Annotated in this window: 17 protein-coding genes and 1 pseudogene; 11 read left to right on the top strand and 7 right to left on the bottom strand. The window is 63.4% G+C overall.

The window, feature by feature from the left end; genetic code table 11:
• Positions 1 to 35: 35 nt before the first annotated feature.
• Entirely contained in the window at positions 36 to 677 is a 642-nt protein-coding gene (locus BLW71_RS08250; RefSeq protein ID WP_091794937.1) for a VC0807 family protein, read from the bottom strand.
• A 151-nt stretch (positions 678 to 828) separates the two neighbouring features.
• Here BLW71_RS08250 and arfB point away from each other — a divergent pair, with 151 nt between their 5' ends.
• Positions 829 to 1233, top strand: coding sequence for an alternative ribosome rescue aminoacyl-tRNA hydrolase ArfB (gene arfB / locus BLW71_RS08245; RefSeq protein WP_091794934.1), 405 nt, complete (start codon positions 829 to 831; stop codon positions 1231 to 1233).
• Here the strand turns inward: arfB and BLW71_RS08240 are convergent.
• Positions 1230 to 2549, bottom strand: a complete 1320-nt coding sequence (locus BLW71_RS08240; RefSeq protein WP_286161948.1) for an EAL domain-containing protein — start codon at positions 2547 to 2549, stop codon at positions 1230 to 1232. The genes arfB and BLW71_RS08240 overlap by 4 nt on opposite strands.
• Positions 2550 to 3095: 546 nt before the next feature.
• On the opposite strand from BLW71_RS08240, the gene BLW71_RS08235 reads away from it, so the two are divergent.
• Entirely contained in the window at positions 3096 to 3386 is a 291-nt protein-coding gene (locus BLW71_RS08235) for a putative quinol monooxygenase (protein ID WP_091794931.1), read from the top strand.
• 86 nt (positions 3387 to 3472) lie between these two features.
• Here the strand turns inward: BLW71_RS08235 and BLW71_RS08230 are convergent, their stop codons facing one another.
• The 3 genes from BLW71_RS08230 to BLW71_RS08220 all read right to left on the bottom strand — a co-directional run bounded on the left by BLW71_RS08230 (position 3473) and on the right by BLW71_RS08220 (position 5216).
• The gene (locus BLW71_RS08230) at positions 3473 to 3730 is read right to left on the bottom strand and encodes a hypothetical protein (protein ID WP_007182306.1); all 258 of its coding nucleotides are present in this window, start codon (positions 3728 to 3730) and stop codon (positions 3473 to 3475) included.
• A 279-nt stretch (positions 3731 to 4009) separates the two neighbouring features.
• Complete coding sequence (locus BLW71_RS08225) at positions 4010 to 4249, bottom strand: hypothetical protein (RefSeq protein ID WP_091794928.1); 240 nt, start codon at positions 4247 to 4249, stop codon at positions 4010 to 4012.
• 247 nt (positions 4250 to 4496) lie between these two features.
• Positions 4497 to 5216 (bottom strand): YdcF family protein, encoded by a 720-nt coding sequence (locus BLW71_RS08220; RefSeq protein ID WP_286161947.1) that lies wholly within the window; start codon positions 5214 to 5216, stop codon positions 4497 to 4499.
• Positions 5217 to 5482: 266 nt separating this feature from the next.
• Between BLW71_RS08220 and BLW71_RS08215 the strand changes: the two genes are divergently transcribed.
• Positions 5483 to 5806, top strand: coding sequence for a hypothetical protein (locus tag BLW71_RS08215; protein ID WP_091794922.1), 324 nt, complete (start codon positions 5483 to 5485; stop codon positions 5804 to 5806).
• Between the two features lie 372 nt (positions 5807 to 6178).
• On the opposite strand, the gene BLW71_RS08210 is transcribed toward BLW71_RS08215, so the two are convergent.
• Both BLW71_RS08210 and BLW71_RS08205 read right to left on the bottom strand, forming a co-directional pair.
• Positions 6179 to 6433 carry a hypothetical protein gene (locus BLW71_RS08210; protein ID WP_091794919.1) on the bottom strand — a complete coding sequence of 85 codons (255 nt, stop codon included), beginning with the start codon at positions 6431 to 6433 and terminating at the stop codon, positions 6179 to 6181.
• A gap of 302 nt (positions 6434 to 6735) precedes the next feature.
• A pseudogene (locus BLW71_RS08205) lies at positions 6736 to 7131 on the bottom strand (transposase); the annotation flags it as partial.
• A gap of 409 nt (positions 7132 to 7540) precedes the next feature.
• Here BLW71_RS08205 and BLW71_RS08200 point away from each other — a divergent pair.
• The 8 genes from BLW71_RS08200 (at position 7541) to rbfA (ending at position 19528) form a co-directional block, all read left to right on the top strand.
• Positions 7541 to 8443, top strand: coding sequence for a LysR family transcriptional regulator (locus BLW71_RS08200; protein ID WP_091794916.1), 903 nt, complete (start codon positions 7541 to 7543; stop codon positions 8441 to 8443).
• A gap of 104 nt (positions 8444 to 8547) precedes the next feature.
• Positions 8548 to 9762 (top strand): pyridoxal phosphate-dependent aminotransferase, encoded by a 1215-nt coding sequence (locus BLW71_RS08195; protein ID WP_091794913.1) that lies wholly within the window; start codon positions 8548 to 8550, stop codon positions 9760 to 9762.
• Positions 9763 to 10132: 370 nt separating this feature from the next.
• Positions 10133 to 11347, top strand: coding sequence for an SMC-Scp complex subunit ScpB (gene scpB / locus BLW71_RS08190; RefSeq protein ID WP_091794910.1), 1215 nt, complete (start codon positions 10133 to 10135; stop codon positions 11345 to 11347).
• Positions 11348 to 11411: 64 nt separating this feature from the next.
• Positions 11412 to 13298: a 23S rRNA pseudouridine(2605) synthase RluB gene (rluB, locus tag BLW71_RS08185; RefSeq protein ID WP_091794908.1), complete on the top strand. Its 1887-nt coding sequence runs from the start codon at positions 11412 to 11414 to the stop codon at positions 13296 to 13298.
• A gap of 537 nt (positions 13299 to 13835) precedes the next feature.
• Positions 13836 to 14294, top strand: a complete 459-nt coding sequence (gene rimP / locus BLW71_RS08180) for a ribosome maturation factor RimP (protein ID WP_064269683.1) — start codon at positions 13836 to 13838, stop codon at positions 14292 to 14294.
• On the top strand, positions 14291 to 15766 hold the full coding sequence (gene nusA, locus BLW71_RS08175; protein ID WP_091794906.1) for a transcription termination factor NusA: 1476 nt from the start codon (positions 14291 to 14293) through the stop codon (positions 15764 to 15766). The genes rimP and nusA overlap by 4 nt, the downstream gene beginning before the upstream one ends.
• A 93-nt stretch (positions 15767 to 15859) precedes the next feature.
• Positions 15860 to 18829, top strand: coding sequence for a translation initiation factor IF-2 (infB, locus tag BLW71_RS08170; RefSeq protein ID WP_091794903.1), 2970 nt, complete (start codon positions 15860 to 15862; stop codon positions 18827 to 18829).
• Between the two features lie 333 nt (positions 18830 to 19162).
• The gene (gene rbfA, locus BLW71_RS08165) at positions 19163 to 19528 is read left to right on the top strand and encodes a 30S ribosome-binding factor RbfA (protein WP_042324072.1); all 366 of its coding nucleotides are present in this window, start codon (positions 19163 to 19165) and stop codon (positions 19526 to 19528) included.
• Position 19529 lies beyond the last annotated feature (1 nt).

Raw genomic sequence — 19529 nt, 5'->3', positions numbered from 1 at the left:
GAACGGCAGCCCCGCGCATTGCGCGTGGAACGCCCTCAACTAGGCGCGCCACCCGATTGCACGCGCGCGTCGACCCGCCCGCGCATGGTCTTCCGATACCACAGCGTCCACAGCGTCAGCCCGCCATAGATCCCGTAGCCGATGAACGGCGAAACGACCAGAAAGCGCTCGATCGGCCAGGTGAGCGCCATCCACGCACGCAGCGCCGTTTCGCCGGTCAGGCCGACGCCCCACACCAGCGTCATCAGACGGATCGCGGCGACCAGCGCGGGCCGCTCCTGCCACAGCGCTTCGAAGCGCGCGGCGCCGCCCTCCATTTCGCGGGCAACGGTGGCGCGTGCGAGATAGAAGATCAGCGGACGGCGCATGGGCAGCGAGAGCAGAAACACCACGCCGACCGCGCCGGATACGAGCGACTCGCGCAACAGCAGCATGCGCGGACTGCCGCCGAGCGCCATTGCCGCGACCGAGAGCGCGATGCCGGCCACCACCATCACGCTCAGCGCGTCGACGCGCCTAAACCGCACGAGTTCAGCCAGGCTCCAGACGATCGGCGGCACGGCGGACGCGATCAACGCGCCGGTCTCGCCCAGATGCGGCAACGCGAGACGGTAGGCGAGCCATGGCAACAGAAAGTTGACGGCCAGTTCGAGCACAAAAGCCGGACGAAGCTTCATGTTAATTTACGCCGTAAGCGAAAAACGCAGTATCGATGACGCGGCGGTGCGGATGCAAATAGTTTTTCGCATCGGCCGCCGCGCCCGATAGCCGATAATCGGCGTTCGGGCGCACTGTGTACACTCATGTCTCCCAGCCCAATCTCGTGTCATGACATCCCGCTATCCGATCCCGTCGAACGAAATCGAACTGACTGCAGTGCGCGCGCAAGGAGCGGGCGGCCAGAACGTCAACAAAGTCTCGAGCGCCATCCACCTGCGCTTCGACGTGCGCGCTTCATCGTTGCCGGAAGTGTTGAAAATGCGCCTGCTTGCGCTGTCCGATCACCGGCTCACGCGTGACGGCGTCGTGATCATCAAGGCGCAGGAGCATCGGACTCAGGACATGAACCGCGCGGCGGCGCTGGCGCGGCTCGATCAACTGATCGAAAGCGTCAGCGTGACGCGCAAGCAGCGCGTGGCGACCCGGCCGACGCGCGCGTCGAACCTGCGGCGCCTCGACAGCAAGGCCAAGCGCAGCGAGGTCAAATCCGGCCGCGGGCGGGTGGACGATTAGCGCTTGCTGCCGCGTCCCGCGGGGCGCACGGCGGGGAGGGTGGCGCTCGGCACGAAGTCGACGCAAAGCACATGCGTGCCGTCACGCTCGAATGCAAGGGCGGCGGTGTAGCAGTCCTGACCGTCGGCAAGCGAATAGTGCGGACCCATCATCGCGACGCGCCCCGGCGCGGCGAGCGCGTGCTTGAAGTAGGCGCGCCGCGACCAGTTGCTGCGCGTGTCGGTATAGAGCGGCGCGAGCCGCAGCGGAGGCGGCGGCACAGAGGCGGCCGTGACCGAGGGCAGGGTTTGTTCGCCTTGTCCGTCGGTGATGAACACGCGGCGGGCCTCCGGCAGATGCCACACCTTTTGCGCCGCCTGGCGCAGATCGCCGGTGGTTTTGTAGGTCTCGGCGGCGGCCAGCACTGCTTCGGCGAAACCCTCGAAACCCAGCCGCTGGTGGCCGGCATGCTCGCGCTCGTAGTCGGCGAACTTGCTCCACATCGATTCGATCAGCGCCGGCACGCCGGCGCACGCCGCCTGCACGGAGCTCTTCGGCTGACCGAGCCAGAAACCCTGGACGAAATCCACATCGGCTTCCATCAGGATCATCAATTCTTCGTCGGTTTCGACGCCTTCAGCCAGTACCAGCGTGCCTGATTGATGAAGCATCGCGATCAGGTGGCTGATCATCGAATCGTCGCCTTCGCGCCTGCCGGCGCGCGCGACCAGCGAACGGTCGAGTTTGACGATGTCGGGGCGGAAGCGCCATACGCGGTCGAAGTTCGAGAAGCCGGTGCCGAAGTCGTCGATCGCGATCAGGAAGTCGCGCGGCTGCGAGGCGGCGAGCATGCTGGCGACGGCGGATTCGTCGTCGGCGGGTTGCTCGAGCACTTCGATCACGATGCGCTCCTGAGGCAATCCGAAGTGCGCCGACAGTTCGTCGATGAACGCGCGCTGCGGCCAGCCGGTTTCGAACACCTGTGGACGCGTATTCAGAAACAGCCACCCGGTGCTGATGCCTTGCTCCATGAAGTTCGCCACATGCAGGCAGCGCGCGATACGGTCGAGTTCACGAGCGTCGGCGGCCGAGCGGGTGCCCGAGAAGAGCACTTCTGGCGAGACCGGCAAACCGACCGGATCGAAGGCGCGCAGCAGTCCTTCATAACCGACGATGCGCTGGTGCGTGACCGAGAGCACCGGCTGGAACACGCTGTGCAAAGTCAGCGCGCGCCACGTCGCGCTCCAGCCGGACTCGTGCCGGACCAGATGCGGGAGCAGGCCGCTCAGGGTCAATTCGCTGACGGATGGCATAAAGGCGGGCATGAGTGCGGACATGGCGGCATCGCGGTAAGCGGGTGACGGGGCGCGTCAGACGATTCGGCGCGCAACGGAGGCACGGCCCCCACGTGTGCAGGGCGGGTCGGATAAAGCCCGGGAACGCGGAGAGCAATGCCAGCCATGCTGGACTCCGGCGGATTAGTCAAAACCAGTCTAGCAGTTTGCAATTCGCGTGAATGTGCGGGTAATCACAGACGCGGGGTCGTACTCGCGCACATGTCGGGCGCCCCGCAAACCCTTTCCCCGAGGCCCATCCAGCACGATGCCGCCGGCCCGCCGCGCGAGTTTTGCGCCCATACGCCGCGCGCAAAACCGATTGCCTTCATCGCAATCTTTTGCATGTATGAAATCGAGCGTAACAGGGCGCTGAGCGGACACCCGCCAAACTCCAGGCGAGGGCGGCTTAGACGTTTGAATGCGTGCGCGCGTTATCGGGTCAGCAGGGCGCAGGCATCGACCGCGAAGCCGGCGCCTTGAAGCCGCGTCCTGCAGGTTTGGTGGGCGCCCGGTATGCTGCTGCTTTTAATGAAACGGAGGTTAGGCATGTCGGAAATCGCGGTGGTCGCAATCTCGGTGGCGAAGCCGGGGCACGAAGAGCAACTGCGTCAGGCGCTCGAAGGTCTGGTCGGGCCGACTCGCAAGGAGCAGGGAGCGCTTCAATACGACTTGCACCGCGACGTGCAGGAGCCGCGCCGGTTCGTGTTTGTCGAGCGTTGGGAAAGCCAGGAAGCACTGGCAGCGCATGCGAAATCCGAGCACATCGCGGCCTACAGGAAAGCGGTGGCGGATTGGGTGGAGCACGCTGAGATTCGCGTCGTGTCGAAGATCGCCTGAACGGGCGGACACGTTGCATAAGGGCGAGCGGGTTGCCGGGCCGGTTCGGCCGGCAACCCGCTCGCCGTTTGACGACTACCTGATGATCAATGCGTGGCTTGCGGAACGTCGAGGATCAGGATGATGGTCCAGTCTGCATCGCCATCGTGGTGATATTGCCGTTCCGCGACGATGAACGGCTGCTGCTTGCCATCCGGTCCAAGAAACAGAACGTCGCCTTCCATCGGCAGGCACTCGACGGGCGGCAGCGCCAGAAACGCCTCCTGACCGCCGCGCGGCATCAGTTTTTCGATTTTGCGAGATGCTGCTTCAGTCCATTCGATATCAAGCTGGATGTTGCTCATGCTGTCCTCCGCACCAGGGTGCGCACGGGTTAGGGATTCCGGCTGGGCGCCGGTCGGTGCGCGACTTTAGCACACCGTCAGGCGCGCGCCGCAGGGCTTAAGCGGCATGTTCGGGGCTGGCCGGCGCGCCGGCCTGCTGCGAGGCTCGCAAGTTTTCCGCCAGACCTTTCGGAAGACCACTCGCCAAACCATTAGACAACAAAAAAGCCGAAACCGGCGATGCTGGCTTCGGCTTTTCACCATCGCGGCGCGGCCGCGGGTGAGTCGGGTGAACGGTGCTTAGGAGCCGGCGTCGGCCTTGGGCGCCTTTTTGTGATGCGTGGCGCCCTTGTGGTGTTTCATCGGTGCGGCCGGTGCGCTTTCCATTGCTTGCTGGCGGTTTTGCAAATCTTGCGCGCGCTGCTCGACGTCGGCGGCCTTGGCCGGATCGGTGCTCATCATGACGCCGTTGTCCTGCGCATAAGCCGCGCCCGTTACGGCACTGAGGGAAACCAGGATCGCCAGGGACACTTTCTTCATTGCTACCTCCGCAGAGTGGTTGTGGACCCGAGTACTTGCCTGTCCAGACGGAAAGACAATGCATTCTAGTCAGCAATATCCGCTCCAGCGGACGGATTTGTAAGTGCGATGACAATTCGTTACATCTTGTTACGCCGAGCGCGGTCGCGATGCGGACTGACTTCGCGAATAAGTCGCGATCATGTTTCGTCACTGATCCACAACCTTCGCATTTCTAAATAAATGGCTTTTCAATGCCATCTGGATTCTAGAACCACCCGATTGCGCGATAGACGTGAAATTGTGCGATGCCAATCAACTCATGCAACGCGATCTCCGCACTCACCAGATTGTCATACTGAGGCAGTACACCAAGACGTGCGCGCCGCGCGTTCGAGATCATCGGTTGTGGCGCGAGGCCGAAGCGGTGGAAGTCGAGCAGGGCGCGCGGCATCTGATAGGCGGAGGTAACGAGGATCAACGAATCGTAACGTGAGCCCTCCAGAATGGCGGATACGTTGCGCGCGTTCTCATAGGTAGTGAGGCTCCTGTTTTCCAGCACGATATCCGCGCGCGGCACCTGCTCACGCAACAGATAAGGCAAATAGGTATCGGCTTCCGTCGCGGGGTGCCGCTGCGGATTGCCGCCGCTCACTATCACACGGCATATGGCCGCCGCGCGTTTGCAGGCGGCATAGTTTTCGGCACTCGCCGAGATGCGCGCGATCACGTCGCGCGGAGGCACGAGCGTGTGGTCGTCCACGTAGGTCGTGCCGCCGCCGAGCATGATGATCGCGGTGCGCGGCGCGAACCGGGCGGGCGTATCGGTCTGCCAGCGCGGTTGCGCCAGATGCAGCAAAGGCACGGTCAGCCAGCCGGCGGCAAGCAGCCAGAACAGGGCAACCGTGCAGACGGCGAGCGGGCGCCTGGCGCGCTTCCATAGCACGATTGCTGCAAAAAAAAGCGCTAATAAAGTGAATAGAATCAATTTAAATGGGGTAACGTATGTCTTTCGGGACAAATCTATGGGCTTGCTATCGCGCCGCAGCGGTTGCATCGTCGGCTCGTAGGCAGAACGCTAACATGCCGTTCAGACGGGGGTTCCGAAAACGAGACCAGGCAGCACCTGGCGGAACTCGACTGCGACAATCGCAGCCAGCTTCCAGCCAAGGGCGGGTGCCGAGCGCGTCACTGGTGGCGCGGTGACGTGTTGGGCATGGATGTGTCATAGCTGCACTTTAAGAAAGAAGTGAGATGACCACGTATTCCAACGAAGCGGTACTTGAAGCGCTGCGGCGGGCGCAATATCGCCAGGTCCCATGGGCCAGAAGACCGGGCGTCTTCCAATATCTTCGCGCACTGGGCTTGATGGACACCGTTCGGCAGCGCACTGTCGCACCGGCTCCGGGTTTCCACGCACCGGTCGACATTGCCGTGCTGACTGAGCGCGGTAGAGCGGAATTCGCGCGGCTTGCACACGACGAGCGCCTGCTCAGTTGGACCGCACAGCGAATGAACGACTACGTCGTCGCCACAGCCGACACGCGGCCCACTGCCGCGCTCGAAGTCCGGCCATAAGTCCGGCGGGCTGCCAGGCGTACCTTTCCAGCCGCTTGACGCGGCTGGCGGTGATCCCATTGCTGCGTCCGTCCGGCTTCTAGCGGGTAATCGCACAGCACACTCTGCCGTGTCGGGCGTCTTGCGCGCCCGTACGCGCATACATTTCGCATCCGCCCGAGAAGCGCAAAAAAAAGCCCGTATCGCGAGGATACGGGCGTACCGGAATTACTACTGCCACGCTGTGCTAATGGCGTTAAATCAGACTGCCATTCGGCGGGGTGGTTCCCCCAATTAACTAAAAGCACAATTTGGCGCGCGAGCACATAACGAACCGTTTTCGCGAACCGTTTCCGCCCTCACGCTGCCTACCGCTGACCAAGCGCTGACTAATTAACGCCGGCGCGTCGGATCCTGCCGCGGCGCCTCCGGCCGCGTGCGCACGTTACTGGCGATATCGCCACGCAAGTCTCCGCGCGGCGCCGGTGGCGTGAAGTCGCGGCCACGCGTATCGCTTTGTTGCCAGGCTTCGAGGGTAGCCGGACGATCCGGCCGCCAGTTCCATGCCTGTTGGCGCTGCTGAGCAGGCGCCGGTGCGGCCATTGATGAAACGACAATGCCGCACAGAAGCAGTGACATTGGTTTCATGCTGAGCTCCCGTCAAGCCGATCGACTCAAGGCCTGTTTGCATACGTATAAGATATGCGCAGTCGCGAAAGCACGCTGTAAGTAATAGTAAATGGATGTTTCACCCGCAACTATCGCGCTGCTTCAGACATCTGAAGCAGCGCGCACTCAGCTGGGTGTACAGGAGGGGACGACTGCATTGGGCGCGCCGAGGAGCGGTGCCCATGACAGATGCGGCGAGCGCAGACAAGCGGCGCGCGTCGACCTGGATCGGATAAACGCCGGGTGCCCGCAAGCGCCCGGCGGTCAAACAGTTCGCGTCAGGCCATCTTGACCGGAGCGCGCCACGATTCCGGATTGGTCCAGAATGCGCCGCGCAGGCGGTCACGGCTCGGCGGTGCCGGCGGTTTGGCTGCGGTTGCGCCGATACGGCCGCGCAGCGAAATTTCACGGCCGCTCGTGCCGAGTCGCTTAACTATTTCGGCGAGCGTACCATCGGCTTGCCACTCGTCGAAGCGACGGCGGCAAGTCGGCGGCGACGGATAGCGGCCCGGCAGTTTGGACCAGCCTTCGCCCGTCGACAGCACCCACAGCACGGCGTTGACAACCGCGCGCGCTTCCACGCGTGGTCGACCGCGCCGTTCGCTCCGTGCAGGCTCCGCACAGAACAACGCCTCGACCAGCGCCCACTCGTTGTCTCTCAAATCGTCGAACAGCATCATGTTTCACCTCAGCGAAGCTAACTCCGGTGCGCTGCCCCGCGCCGCGCACTCTCCATGCACTCGATAGGCGAGTGCCAAGGAGGGTCGGGCTTGCCACGGTCTGCTATGCAGTCAGAATCATGGCGCCGACCCTTGTGTGCATGTAAATGCAGGAAGTGTGCCAAGTTGAGTCCAACCGCCTGAAAGCCCCATGACAGCGGGCCAGCGCGGGCGCTAGCTAGGGGCGTATAAGAATCCAAAAAACCCATCTCGCAAATCGGGACAATCACCAATCTTGTGCAATCAGGCCCGGCCAGCGTGCGTTTGCGCCTTATTGCTGCATTGCAGCGCAATGACTAAAACCAGTTGTGGTGCTGACTTTCGACTTACAATGCGCATCAAATGATGCAATTGATGAGGTTGGTAAATGAATGTCACGCTGCGGCAGCTAAGGGTTTTCATTGAGGTCGCCCGTCTGCAAAGCTTCAGCCGGGCGGGCGATGAAATCGGCCTGACGCAGTCAGCGGTCAGCCGCTGCGTGCGCGAACTGGAGGGCGAGATCGGTCTCAAGCTGATCGATCGCACGACCCGCGAGGTGCAACTCACGGATGTCGGCGGCAACCTGGTGTCGAGCGTGTCGCGTCTGCTCTCGGATCTGGACGACGCGCTGCGCGAGATCCGCGAAATCGGTGAACAGCGCCGCGGGCGCGTGGTGGTGGCCGCCAGCCCGACGGTGGCGTGCCGGCTCATGCCGCGCGTGGTGGCCGCCTGCGGCCAGCAGTTTCCCTACGTCGCACTGGGCCTGCGTGACGACGTGCAGAGCGACGTGGTCCGCAAGGTCAAGTCGGGCGAGGTCGATTTCGGCGTGATCATCGGCCCGTTCGCCGCAGACGATCTGCTTAGCGAATCGCTGATGACGGATTCGTTCTGCGTCGTCACGCGCGACGATCATCCTCTTGCCGCCCGGCAGCGGGTCGCGTGGACGGACCTGGAAGGCCAGCAACTGGTGATGCTCGACTACGCATCGGGCAGCCGGCCGATCATCGACGCCGTGATGCAGGAATATGGCGTGAGCGCCACGGTGGTGCAGGAGCTGGGGCATTCCGCGACAGTTTTTGGGCTGGTGGAGGCGGGCGTCGGCGTGAGCGTGCTGCCGTGGCTGGCATTGCCGCTGCCGGCGGGCGCCTCGCTGGTGGCCCGGCCGCTGGTGCCGCGCGCCGAGCGTACGGTCGAACTGGTGCGGCGGCGCGACCGCTCGCTCTCGCCGGCTGCGGAGGCGGTGTGGGGGCTGATCCGTCAATTGCCGGGGCGGGCGGAGGATTTGAGCTAGTAACGATGGCGCTGCCTGCCTCGCCGCCCCCAGAAGGAGCGCCAAGCTAAACTGTCGCCTCCGCTGCATTTCAATTCATGCTATCCACCCGTCTGGAAGTCTCGATGAGCGAAACGGATTCGTCTTTCCCTGCTATCCCCAATGCGCGCGACGCCGTGCGCGCCCTGCGTCCTTCGCAGATTCGCGAAGTCGCCAACGCCGGTTTCGGCGTCGACGACGTGCTGCCGTTCTGGTTCGGCGAGTCCGACCGCGTGACGCCAGCCTTTATCCGCGACGCGGCCAGCGCGTCGCTCGCCGCGGGCGCGACGTTCTACACGCACAATCTCGGCATCGCGCCGCTGCGCGCCGCGCTGGCGGGCTACGTCAGCAAGCTGCACGGCGCGACATCGCCGGAGCACATCGCGGTGACGAGCGCGGGCGTGAATGCGTTGATGCTTGCTGCGCAGCTCGTGGTGGGCGCGGGCGACCGCGTCGTCGCGGTTACGCCGCTCTGGCCGAATCTGGTCGAGATTCCGAAGATTCTCGGCGCGCACGTCGAAACCGTCGCACTGGGCTACGGCGAACGCGGCTGGCAGCTCGACCTCGAGCAACTGCTCGCGGCGTTGACGCCCGACACGAAGATGTTGCTGATCAATTCGCCCAACAATCCGACCGGCTGGGTGATGAGTCGCGACGAGCAGCGCGCGGTGCTGGCGCACTGCCGGCGCCACGGTATCTGGATCGTGGCGGACGAAGTCTATGAGCGCCTCTACTATGCGGACGCCAACGCCGCGCCCTCGCTCACCGCGCCGTCGTTCCTCGACCTGGCTACCCGCGACGAGCGCGTAATCTGCGTCAATTCCTTTTCCAAGGCATGGCTGATGACGGGCTGGCGGCTCGGCTGGATCGTCGCGCCCGCCTCGTTGATGGACGATTTGGGCAAGCTCGTCGAGTACAACACCTCGTGCGCGCCGGCCTTCGTTCAGCAAGCCGGCATCGCGGCCATCGAGCAGGGCGAAGCCTTCACGCAGGAACTGGTGCTGGACCTGAAAGCGTCGCGCGATCATCTGGTGCGCGCGCTTTCCACAGTGCCGGGGGTGGACGTCAAGGCGCCGCCCGGCGCGATGTACCTGTTTTTCTCGATGCCGGGTGCCTCGCGCAGTCTGGAGCTATGCAAGGCAATGGTGCGTGAGGTAGGGCTCGGCGTGGCGCCGGGCAGCGCGTTCGGCCCGCAGGGCGAGGGCTTCATCCGCTGGTGCTATGCCTGCGACACGGCGCGGCTGGACGCGGGCGTCGAGCGCCTGAAGCGGTTCCTCGCGAGCCACACGACTGACCGCTGAGCGCCTGCCGCAAGGTGGCCGCGCAAAACACTATTGAGCAAACCGGGAGAAGAACAACCGAAGAAAGCGGGTTTCCGTCCAATTAAGCCCGCTTTTTCACTAAAGCACGCCCGCCAAGGCGAGGCCGGAAAATGCGCGGGGGATTTCATCTTTACGCACTGATTGTTTTTGCGTAATATGGCGCTCAGTCACGCGATTCCTTTCAGGAATATCGCTGCTCCGTCCGGCTGGGTTTGGTTCGATTGTCTGTTTCGCCTCCCCCCGGTGCGTGCTCCCATCAATATGACCGATCAGAATCGGGCGAGCGCGTCTTCAGTTCCACATCGTCTGTTTGATCCGGTTCTTTGACCACAGGGTCTGACCTAGCTGCATGAATACCCAAGAGGCGAAGATCGTCCTCGAGACTGCCTTGATCTGCGCGCAGGAGCCGTTAAAGCTCGGCGAGTTGCGCAAGCTCTTTGCCGACGGCGTGTCGGCAGACACCGTTCGGAATTTGCTCGAAGACCTCAAGCAGGATTGGTCTGGGCGCGGTGTGGAGTTGGTCGGGCTGGCGTCGGGCTGGCGGTTTCAAAGCAAGCCCGCAATGCGTTCGTATCTGGATCGCTTGCATCCTGAGAAACCGCCGAAATATTCGCGCGCGGTGCTCGAAACGCTCGCGATCATTGCATACCGGCAACCGGTCACGCGTGGCGATATCGAAGAAATTCGCGGCGTCACGGTGAATACGCAAGTCGTCAAGCAGCTCGAAGACCGCAACTGGATCGAAGTGATCGGTCATCGTGACGTGCCGGGCCGTCCCGCGCTGTATGCGACGACACGGCAGTTTCTCGACGACCTCGGGCTGAAAGCGCTCGACGAATTGCCGCCGCTCGCGGACCCGTCGGCGCAGTTGAACGCGGATCTGCTCGGCCAGCATGCGATCGAGTTCGCTGACGCCGACGCCGCGCAAGCGTTGGCGTCGGGCGAAGAGGGCGCGCTCGGAGAGCCGGTGGATTCCGGCGTGGTAGATGAAAGCGCCGCTGCGGGCGAGGTTATCGACTCGGCCGCTAGTGGTGAACCTCAGGCTATTGCTAAGGCCGTGGGCGAAGCGCCGCAGTTCGATGCCGTAGAGGCGGACGCGGACGCCGGTAGCCATGCCGGTGCCAACCAGCTCGAAACATCAGGCGAGGCGCCCGGAGCGGAAATCGCTGACGGATTCGCTGAATTGCATCAAAAGCAGCACGCTGAGCCGATGGAAGCAGCGCAGGCGGCCGAAGCGACTGACAGCGCAGTGGAAATCGCACCCGCATCCGGCTTGCATCCGGACGCAATGGGTGAGCCAGCCGCGCAGGATCATGCTGAAACGGCGCACGCGGAAAACGTTGCACCGCAGACCGGCACCGCCGGGTCCGCACAGACTCACGATCCGGTCTCCCAGACCGATCCGGCAATACCCGCGCACGACTCGGGCGTACTCCGCAGTACGGAGCACGCCGCCGAGCCGAACCCGACCAAGGCGGCGCACGGCGATCCTCTGGATCGTCGCGATGCGGCGCAGGACGCGGGCGTTCTGACCGACGACGAACCTGAGTCGCGCAGCGCCTGACGTAACCGAACTTTTTTTGCCACGCCCGCAACGGGCGTGCGCGACCTGACATTTTGAGGTTGTTTTGACACATACCCACGACACCGATTCGTCCGAATCCGAGCGCGCCGTGCCGTCGGCTCGCGCTGACGAAACGCGCACCACGCAAGCGTCGGCAGGCGAGGGCGAGCGCCCGGCGCAGACCACGGAAGCAGATGGTGAAGACCGTCCGCGCCGCGGCCTGCGTCGCGGTCCGCGCAGCCTGATCGCCCGGCGCCGCGCCGGCGCGAAGACGAAGGGCGCCGAAGGCGGCCCCGCGCAAGAGGCGCCGGTTGTCAGCGAGGCGCCGCCGGACGGCGAGGTCGTCGCGCAAGTGCGTATGCCGCGCAAAGATGCCGGCGCGAAGGGTCAGGGGTCACGCCGCAATGCGGGCGGCGCGCGCCGCGAAGGCGCACCGCGCGAAGGTGCGCCTCGTGAGGGTCAACGCGAAGGTGCGCCTCGTGAAGGTCAGCGCGAGCGTCAGCCGCGCGAAGGCGGCCAGCGTCAGAACCGCCGCGGCGGTGAAGCGCCGGCGGCTGCGGCGGAAGCCGGTCAGGACGATCTGTTCTCGTACGTCACATCGCCCGCGTTCGACGCGGACAATAGCGCCACCGGTGGCGTGCGCGCGCCGATGCTGCGCCGTGGCAAGCCGGCCGCGCCCAAGCGCGTGCTGGCAGCGGATGACGACGCACCGAAGTTGCACAAGGTGCTGGCCGAGGCCGGCATGGGTTCGCGTCGCGACATGGAAGAGCTGATTGTCGCCGGCCGCGTGTCGGTAAATGGCGAGCCGGCTCACATCGGCCAGCGCATCATGCCGACCGACCAGGTTCGCATCAACGGCAAGCCGGTCAAGCGCAAGCTCGCCAACAAGCCGCCGCGCGTGCTGCTTTATCACAAACCGACCGGCGAAATCGTCAGCCATGCCGATCCGGAAGGCCGTCCTTCGGTGTTCGACAAACTGCCGCCGATGAAAACCGCCAAGTGGCTCGCGGTCGGCCGTCTCGACTTCAACACGGAAGGTCTGCTGATGCTGACCACGTCGGGCGATCTGGCGAACCGTTTCATGCACCCGCGTTACAGCGTCGAGCGTGAATATGCGGTGCGGGTGGTCGGCGAACTGGCGGAAGGTATGCGCCAGAAGCTGCTGCACGGCGTCGAACTGGACGACGGCCCGGCGAACTTCCTGCGGATTCGTGACGGCGGCGGCGAAGGCACGAATCACTGGTATCACGTCGCGCTCGCCGAAGGGCGTAACCGCGAAGTGCGTCGTATGTTCGAAGCGGCCGGCCTGATGGTCAGCCGCCTGATCCGCACCCGTCACGGCCCGATTTCGCTGCCGAAGGGCCTCAAGCGCGGGCGCTGGGAAGAGCTCGAAGACAACCAGGTGCGTGCGCTGATGGCGTCGGTGGGCCTGAAGGCACCGACCGAAGACAAGGGCAGCCGCCGGGAAGCGCCGGAGCGTAAGCAGCCGGATCCGATGCAGACGTCGATGGGCTTCATCAACCGTGAGCCCGTGTTGATGTCGCATAGCCGTTTCGAACAGCAGCAACCGCGCGGCCAAGGCCGCCGTGGTGCGGCGGGTGGTGGATTCGGTGGCGCTGCGAGCGGCGGCGGCTTTGGCGGTGGCGGTTACGGCAATCGCGGTGCCGGCCGCGGCGCGAGTGGGCTCGGCGGTCCGATGGGCGGCGGTGCGGGCGGCCCGCGCGGCGGGCGGGAGGTCGACGGTAATCGTGCGCCGTCGGGCAATGGCAATCGTGCGGCGGGCGGCAAGCGTCCCGGCGGTGCGGGTGCCAATCCCGGCAATGGCGGCGGTAGCCGCGGGCCGGGCGGCAATCGCGGTGGCAACGCCAACCGCGCGGGTGGCGGCAATGCCAACCCGGGCGGCGCCAATCGCGGCGGTGGCGCGCCGCGCGGCCGTTCGCGCGGCCGTTAAAGTAAGCGAGTCATGCATGGCGGCCGGCCGCTGAATCGTTTTTCAACGGTTTTCGTGAGTCGCCGCCGTGGTCGATCGACGCGCTCTCCAGGTTTCGCGTTGCTTTGCGATTTTCTTGCGGCACATAAAACCGCAGCGTGGACGGAAGTGGGGGCAGATTTCACTTGCCCGGCTTGTCCGGCGTGGATCCGAGGCGGCCCGAGCCGTCTTGCAAAAGGCCTGAACGGCCGCCATATCGTGGAAAGATTCCCGTGAAATCAAGCTGAAATGCGCGTTGGGCGGCGCTTTGCGGTTTGCGTTTGTCCTGAAAAATGGCTACAATCGCGAAGTCGCTGGGCGTGCGGCTTTTTATGTGCGGCTCAGGTGCGACCACCGGTAATAAGATGATGGGCGTTTAGCCCATTTTTTTTTGCCGCTCAGTTCTCAGTGGTTCGGCATCTCGGGTAGCACGAACGTGCGCCGGCTTGGCGCGCGGCCCGCATTGGTTGTTTGCAGAACAGGCGGCAGGCTCGCTGCGCGAACATCTAAGAGGGCATTGTGCAACTGACGGAACTGATTGAAACCACGGTCGTGGGACTCGGCTACGAGCTCGTCGACTTCGAGCGCACCGGGCGCGGCATGATGTGTATCTATATCGACCAGCCGGCCGGCATCGCGATCGAAGACTGCGAGAAAGTCACGCGTCAGCTCCAGCACGTTCTGACGGTCGAAAATATCGATTACGAGCGGCTTGAAGTGTCGTCGCCGGGTCTCGACCGCCCGCTGAAGAAACTGGCGGATTTCGAACGCTTCGCAGGCAGCGAAGTGGTAATCACATTGAAAAAGCCATTGGACGGACGGAAATCGTACCGGGGCATCCTGCATGCTCCGCAAGGCGAGACGATCGGTCTGGAATTTGAAGGGAAGGAAGGCGCCGCGATGCTCGATTTCACGCTCGCGGACATGGACAAAGCACGCCTCGTTCCGAAAGTTGACTTTAGGAGCCGCAAACAATGAGTCGCGAAGTGTTGATGCTGGTGGATGCGCTGGCACGCGAGAAGAATGTCGACAAAGACGTGGTATTTGCCGCGCTCGAAGCGGCTCTCGCTTCGGCCTCCAAGAAACTCTTCGAAGAAGATGCGGATATCCGCGTCCATATCGACCGTGAAAGCGGCGAGCACGAAACGTTTCGCCGCTGGAAAGTGGTGCCGGACGAAGCCGGTTTGCAGGAACCGGATCAGGAAATTCTGCTGTTCGAAGCACGCGAACAGAAGCCCGAGATTCAACTCGACGAATTCATCGAAGAACCGGTGCCGTCGATCGAATTCGGCCGGATCGGCGCGCAGGCTGCCAAGCAGGTGATCCTGCAGAAGGTGCGCGACGCCGAACGCGAACAGATCCTGAATGACTTCCTCGAGCGCGGCGAGCACATCATGACCGGCTCGGTGAAGCGCCTGGATAAGGGCAACTTCATCGTCGAAACCGGCCGTGTCGAAGCGCTGCTGCGCCGCGATCAGCTGATTCCGAAGGAAAACCTGCGCGTGGGCGACCGCGTGCGTGCCTATATCGCGAAGGTCGATCGCACCGCGCGCGGTCCGCAGATCGAACTGTCGCGTACGGCGCCCGAATTCCTGATGAAGCTGTTCGAGATGGAAGTGCCGGAAATCGAGCAAGGTCTGCTGGAAATCAAGGCGGCCGCGCGGGATCCGGGCGTGCGCGCCAAGATCGGCGTGGTCGCGTACGACAAGCGCATCGATCCGATCGGCACTTGCGTCGGCATCCGCGGCTCGCGCGTGCAGGCGGTGCGCAACGAGCTCGGTGGCGAAAACGTCGACATCGTGCTATGGTCGGAGGATCCCGCTCAGTTTGTGATCGGCGCCCTCGCGCCGGCAGCCGTCCAATCGATCGTCGTCGATGAAGAAAAGCATTCAATGGACGTCGTCGTAGACGAAAACGAACTGGCGGTCGCGATCGGCCGCAGCGGCCAGAACGTGCGTCTTGCCAGCGAACTCACCGGCTGGCAGATCAACATCATGACGCCGGACGAATCTGCGCAAAAGCAGAATCAGGAGCGCGGCGTACTGCGTGACCTGTTCATGGCGCGTCTCGATGTCGACGAAGAAGTGGCCGACATCCTGATCGACGAAGGCTTTACGAGCCTCGAAGAGATCGCTTATGTGCCGCTCAACGAAATGCTCGAAATCGAAGCATTCGACGAAGACACTGTTCACGAACTGCGTAATCGCTCGCGCGACGCGCTGTTGACGCTGGCGATCGCGAATGAAGAAAAGGTCGAAAATGTAGCGCTCGACCTGAAGAGCCTGGACGGCATGGACGCCGACCTGCTCGCCAAGCTGGCCGAACATCAGATCCAGACGCGCGACGAACTCGCCGAGCTGGCTGTGGATGAACTGGTCGAGATGACCGGAATGGAAGAGGATGCCGCTAAGGCGTTGATCATGAAAGCACGTGAACACTGGTTCCAGTGAGAAATGACCATGGCGCACTAAATTGAAGCGGCCGTCAGGCCGCATGACCCGATGCTAACCGCAAGGAATCGGTCCTTGCATTAAGAGGAATGAATGGCGAGTAACAACGTAGCCCAATTTGCCGCGGAACTGAAAATGCCTGCAGGCGTGCTGCTTGAGCAGCTGCAGGCAGCAGGCGTCACAAAAGCGAGCGAAGACGACAGCTTGTCCGAAACGGACAAGGCGCGTCTGCTCGACCACTTGCGCAAGTCTCACGGCTCGACTGATGCTGACAAGCGCAAGATCACGCTGACGAAACGGCATACGTCGGAAATCAAGCAATCCGATGCGACGGGCAAAGCTCGCACCATTCAGGTCGAGGTGCGTAAGAAGCGCACTTTCGTCCGCCGCGACGAAACCTCCGCCGAAAACGGAGATGCATCGAATCATGTGGCCGAGGCCGACGTCGACGATCTCGAACTCCAGCGTCGTGAAGAGGAAGCTCGTCACGAAGCCGAACTGCTCGAAAAGCAGGCTCAGGAGCTGAAGGCGCGCCAGGAACAACTCGAACGCGAAGAAGCGGAACGTCAGGCGCGTGAAGCGGCTGCCGAAGCCGAGCGTCGCCGTGCGGAAGAAGAAGCAGCGAAGAAGCGCGCAGCGGCTGCGGCCGAGGCGGCGGCTCGCGAGCAGCAGGCACAGGCTGCGAAGCCGGCGCAAGCCGCGCAGCCGGCGGCCGCGAAGGCCGAGCCGGTGGTGGCTAAGGCCGCGGAACCGGCAGTTGCCAAAGATAACGAGCAGGACGACGAGCGCGCAGCTGCAGAGCGTGCCGCGCAACGCGAAGCCGCGAAGAAGGCGGAAGACGCAGCGCGTCAGGCTGCTGAGAAAGCGCGTGCCGAGCAGGAAGAAATCGCCAAGCGTCGTGCCGCGGCTGAAGCCGAAGCACGCGCGATCCGCGAAATGATGAACACGCCGCGCAAGGCGCAGGTCAAGGCGCCGGAACCGGCACCGAAGCCCGCCGAGCCGGCCAAGGCCGCGGAAGCCAAGGGCACGCTGCACAAGCCGGCGCGTCCGGCGGGTGAAGCGGCGGCACGTCCGGCAGCCAAGAAACCGGCTGCGGCGGCTCCGGCTGCCACGACCACGCCTTCCGCCGGCGACAAGAAGAAGCCGGGCGGCGGCAAGGGCGGCTGGCAGGACGACGCAGCGAAGCGCCGCGGTATCAAGACGCGTGGCGATTCGAGCGGCGGTGTCGATCGTGGCTGGCGCGGTGGCCCGAAGGGTCGCGGCAAGCATCAGGATCAAAGCACCACGTTCCAGGCGCCGACCGAACCGATCGTGCGTGAAGTGCACGTGCCGGAAACCATCACGGTCGCCGATCTGGCGCACAAGATGGCGGTCAAGGCTTCGGAAGTCATCAAGTCGATGATGAAGCTCGGCCAGATGGTCACGATCAACCAGATGCTGGACCAGGAAACGGCGATGATCATCGTCGAAGAACTGGGCCACCACGCGGTTGCGGCCAAGCTGGACGATCCGGAAGCCATGCTGGTCGAAGGCGAAGTGTCCGATGCGGAAGCACTGCCGCGTCCGCCGGTCGTCACGGTCATGGGTCACGTCGACCACGGCAAGACGTCGCTGCTCGACTACATTCGCCGCGCCAAGGTCGCAGCGGGTGAAGCGGGCGGCATTACGCAGCACATCGGCGCTTACCACGTCGAAACGCCGCGTGGCGTCATCACCTTCCTCGACACGCCGGGCCACGAAGCCTTTACGGCTATGCGTGCTCGCGGTGCGAAGGCAACCGACATCGTGATTCTGGTGGTGGCTGCCGACGACGGCGTCATGCCGCAGACGAAGGAAGCCATTGCCCACGCGAAGGCAGGCGGCGTGCCGCTCGTCGTCGCGATCAACAAGATCGACAAGCCGGATGCGAATCCGGAGCGCGTCAAGCAGGAACTCGTCGCTGAAGGCGTCGTGCCGGAAGAATACGGTGGCGATTCGCCGTTCGTGTCGGTGTCGGCTAAAACCGGCGCGGGCATCGACGATCTGCTCGAAAACGTGCTGCTACAAGCCGAAGTGCTGGAATTGAAGGCACCGGTCGAAGCGCCGGCCAAGGGTCTCGTCATCGAAGCGAAGCTCGACAAGGGTAAGGGTCCGGTTGCAACGATCCTGGTCCAGTCGGGTACGCTGAACCGCGGCGACGTGGTGCTGGCAGGTAGCGCTTACGGTCGCGTACGAGCCATGCTCGACGAGACCGGCAAGCCGACCAAGTCGGCCGGTCCGTCGATCCCGGTCGAAATTCAGGGTCTGTCGGAAGTCCCGCAAGCTGGCGAGGAAGTCATCGTCATGCCGGACGACCGCAAGGCGCGTGAAGTCGCGCTGTTCCGTCAAGGCAAGTTCCGCGACGTCAAGCTGGCCAAGCAACAGGCGGCGAAGCTCGAGAACATGCTGGAACAGATGGGCGAAGGCGAAGTGGCGTACATGCCGCTCATCGTCAAGGCCGACGTGCAAGGTTCGCAGGAAGCGCTGGTGCAGTCGCTGCTCAAACTGTCCACCGACGAAGTCCGCGTGCAGATCGTGCACGGCGCCGTGGGTGGCATCAGCGAGTCCGACGTCAACCTTGCAACGGCTTCGAAGGCTGTCATCATCGGCTTTAACACCCGTGCGGATGCGCAGGCTCGCAAGCTGGCGGAAGCCAACGGCGTCGATATTCGCTACTACAACATCATCTATGACGCAGTGGATGACGTGAAGGCCGCGATGTCGGGCATGCTGGCACCGGAGAAGCGCGAAGTCGTGACGGGTACGGTCGAAGTGCGTCAGGTCTTCAAGGTACCGAAGATCGGCGCGGTGGCCGGTTGTATGGTCACGGACGGTTTCGTCAAGCGCTCGTCGTCGGTGCGCGTGCTGCGCAACAACGTCGTCATCTTCACGGGTGAGCTCGATTCGCTCAAGCGCTTCAAGGACGACGTGAAGGAAGTCCGTCAGGGCTTCGAGTGCGGTATGTCGATCAAGAACTTCAACGATATCGTCGAAGGCGATCAGTTCGAAGTCTTCGAGATCACCGAAGTCGCGCGTTCGCTGTAATTCACGCGGCACGGCTCAAAGGGGCGGAGCGGGCTTTAACGCCCGCTCCGCCCGTTGTTTTTGGCGCCGCACGTTGTTACGAGTGATTGCCGCGCTTCGGCGCCACGCTTTGCTGTCGTGCTTTGCTGCTGTGCGTTGGTTGCCGCGCGATGGTTCCCGCGCGTTTGTTTCCGGTTTAACGCGCTCTTTCACGCTCTAACGCCGGTCGCCGCGTAGCAGCCGGCTGTCGAGCTTGCGGTTCTCCCGGCCGCCTGAATGCCGCCCGGAAGGAAAGCCCGCACCGCGCTAGCGCGACCCATTTTTTGCATCCGTTAAAGCGGATCACATCACACCATGCCTAAAAAACGTTCTTCCCCCAATCGCAACGTGCAGATCGCCGATCAGATCCAGCGCGATTTGTCCGAGCTGCTGCGCGAGGTCAAGGATCCGCGCATCGGCATCGTCACGATTCAAAGTGTCGAGCTGACGCCGGACTACGCGCACGCCAAGGTCTATTTCACGACGCTCACGGGCGACCCGCAACAGACGCTCGAAGCGCTCACGCATGCCGCCGGGCATCTGCACAATCAGCTGTTCAAGCGCCTGCATATCCACACCGTGCCGACGCTGCATTTCCATTACGACAAGACGATCGAGCGAGCCGTCGAAATGTCGCGTCTGATCGACGAGGCGAACGCGAATCGCGCGAAAGAAGACTGAG

It is taken from the genome of Burkholderia sp. WP9 (assembly GCF_900104795.1).
Classification (GTDB): Bacteria; Pseudomonadota; Gammaproteobacteria; order Burkholderiales; family Burkholderiaceae; genus Paraburkholderia.
The sequence above is the reverse complement of the archived record's forward strand: the minus strand, read 5'-3'. Positions and strand labels throughout refer to the sequence as shown.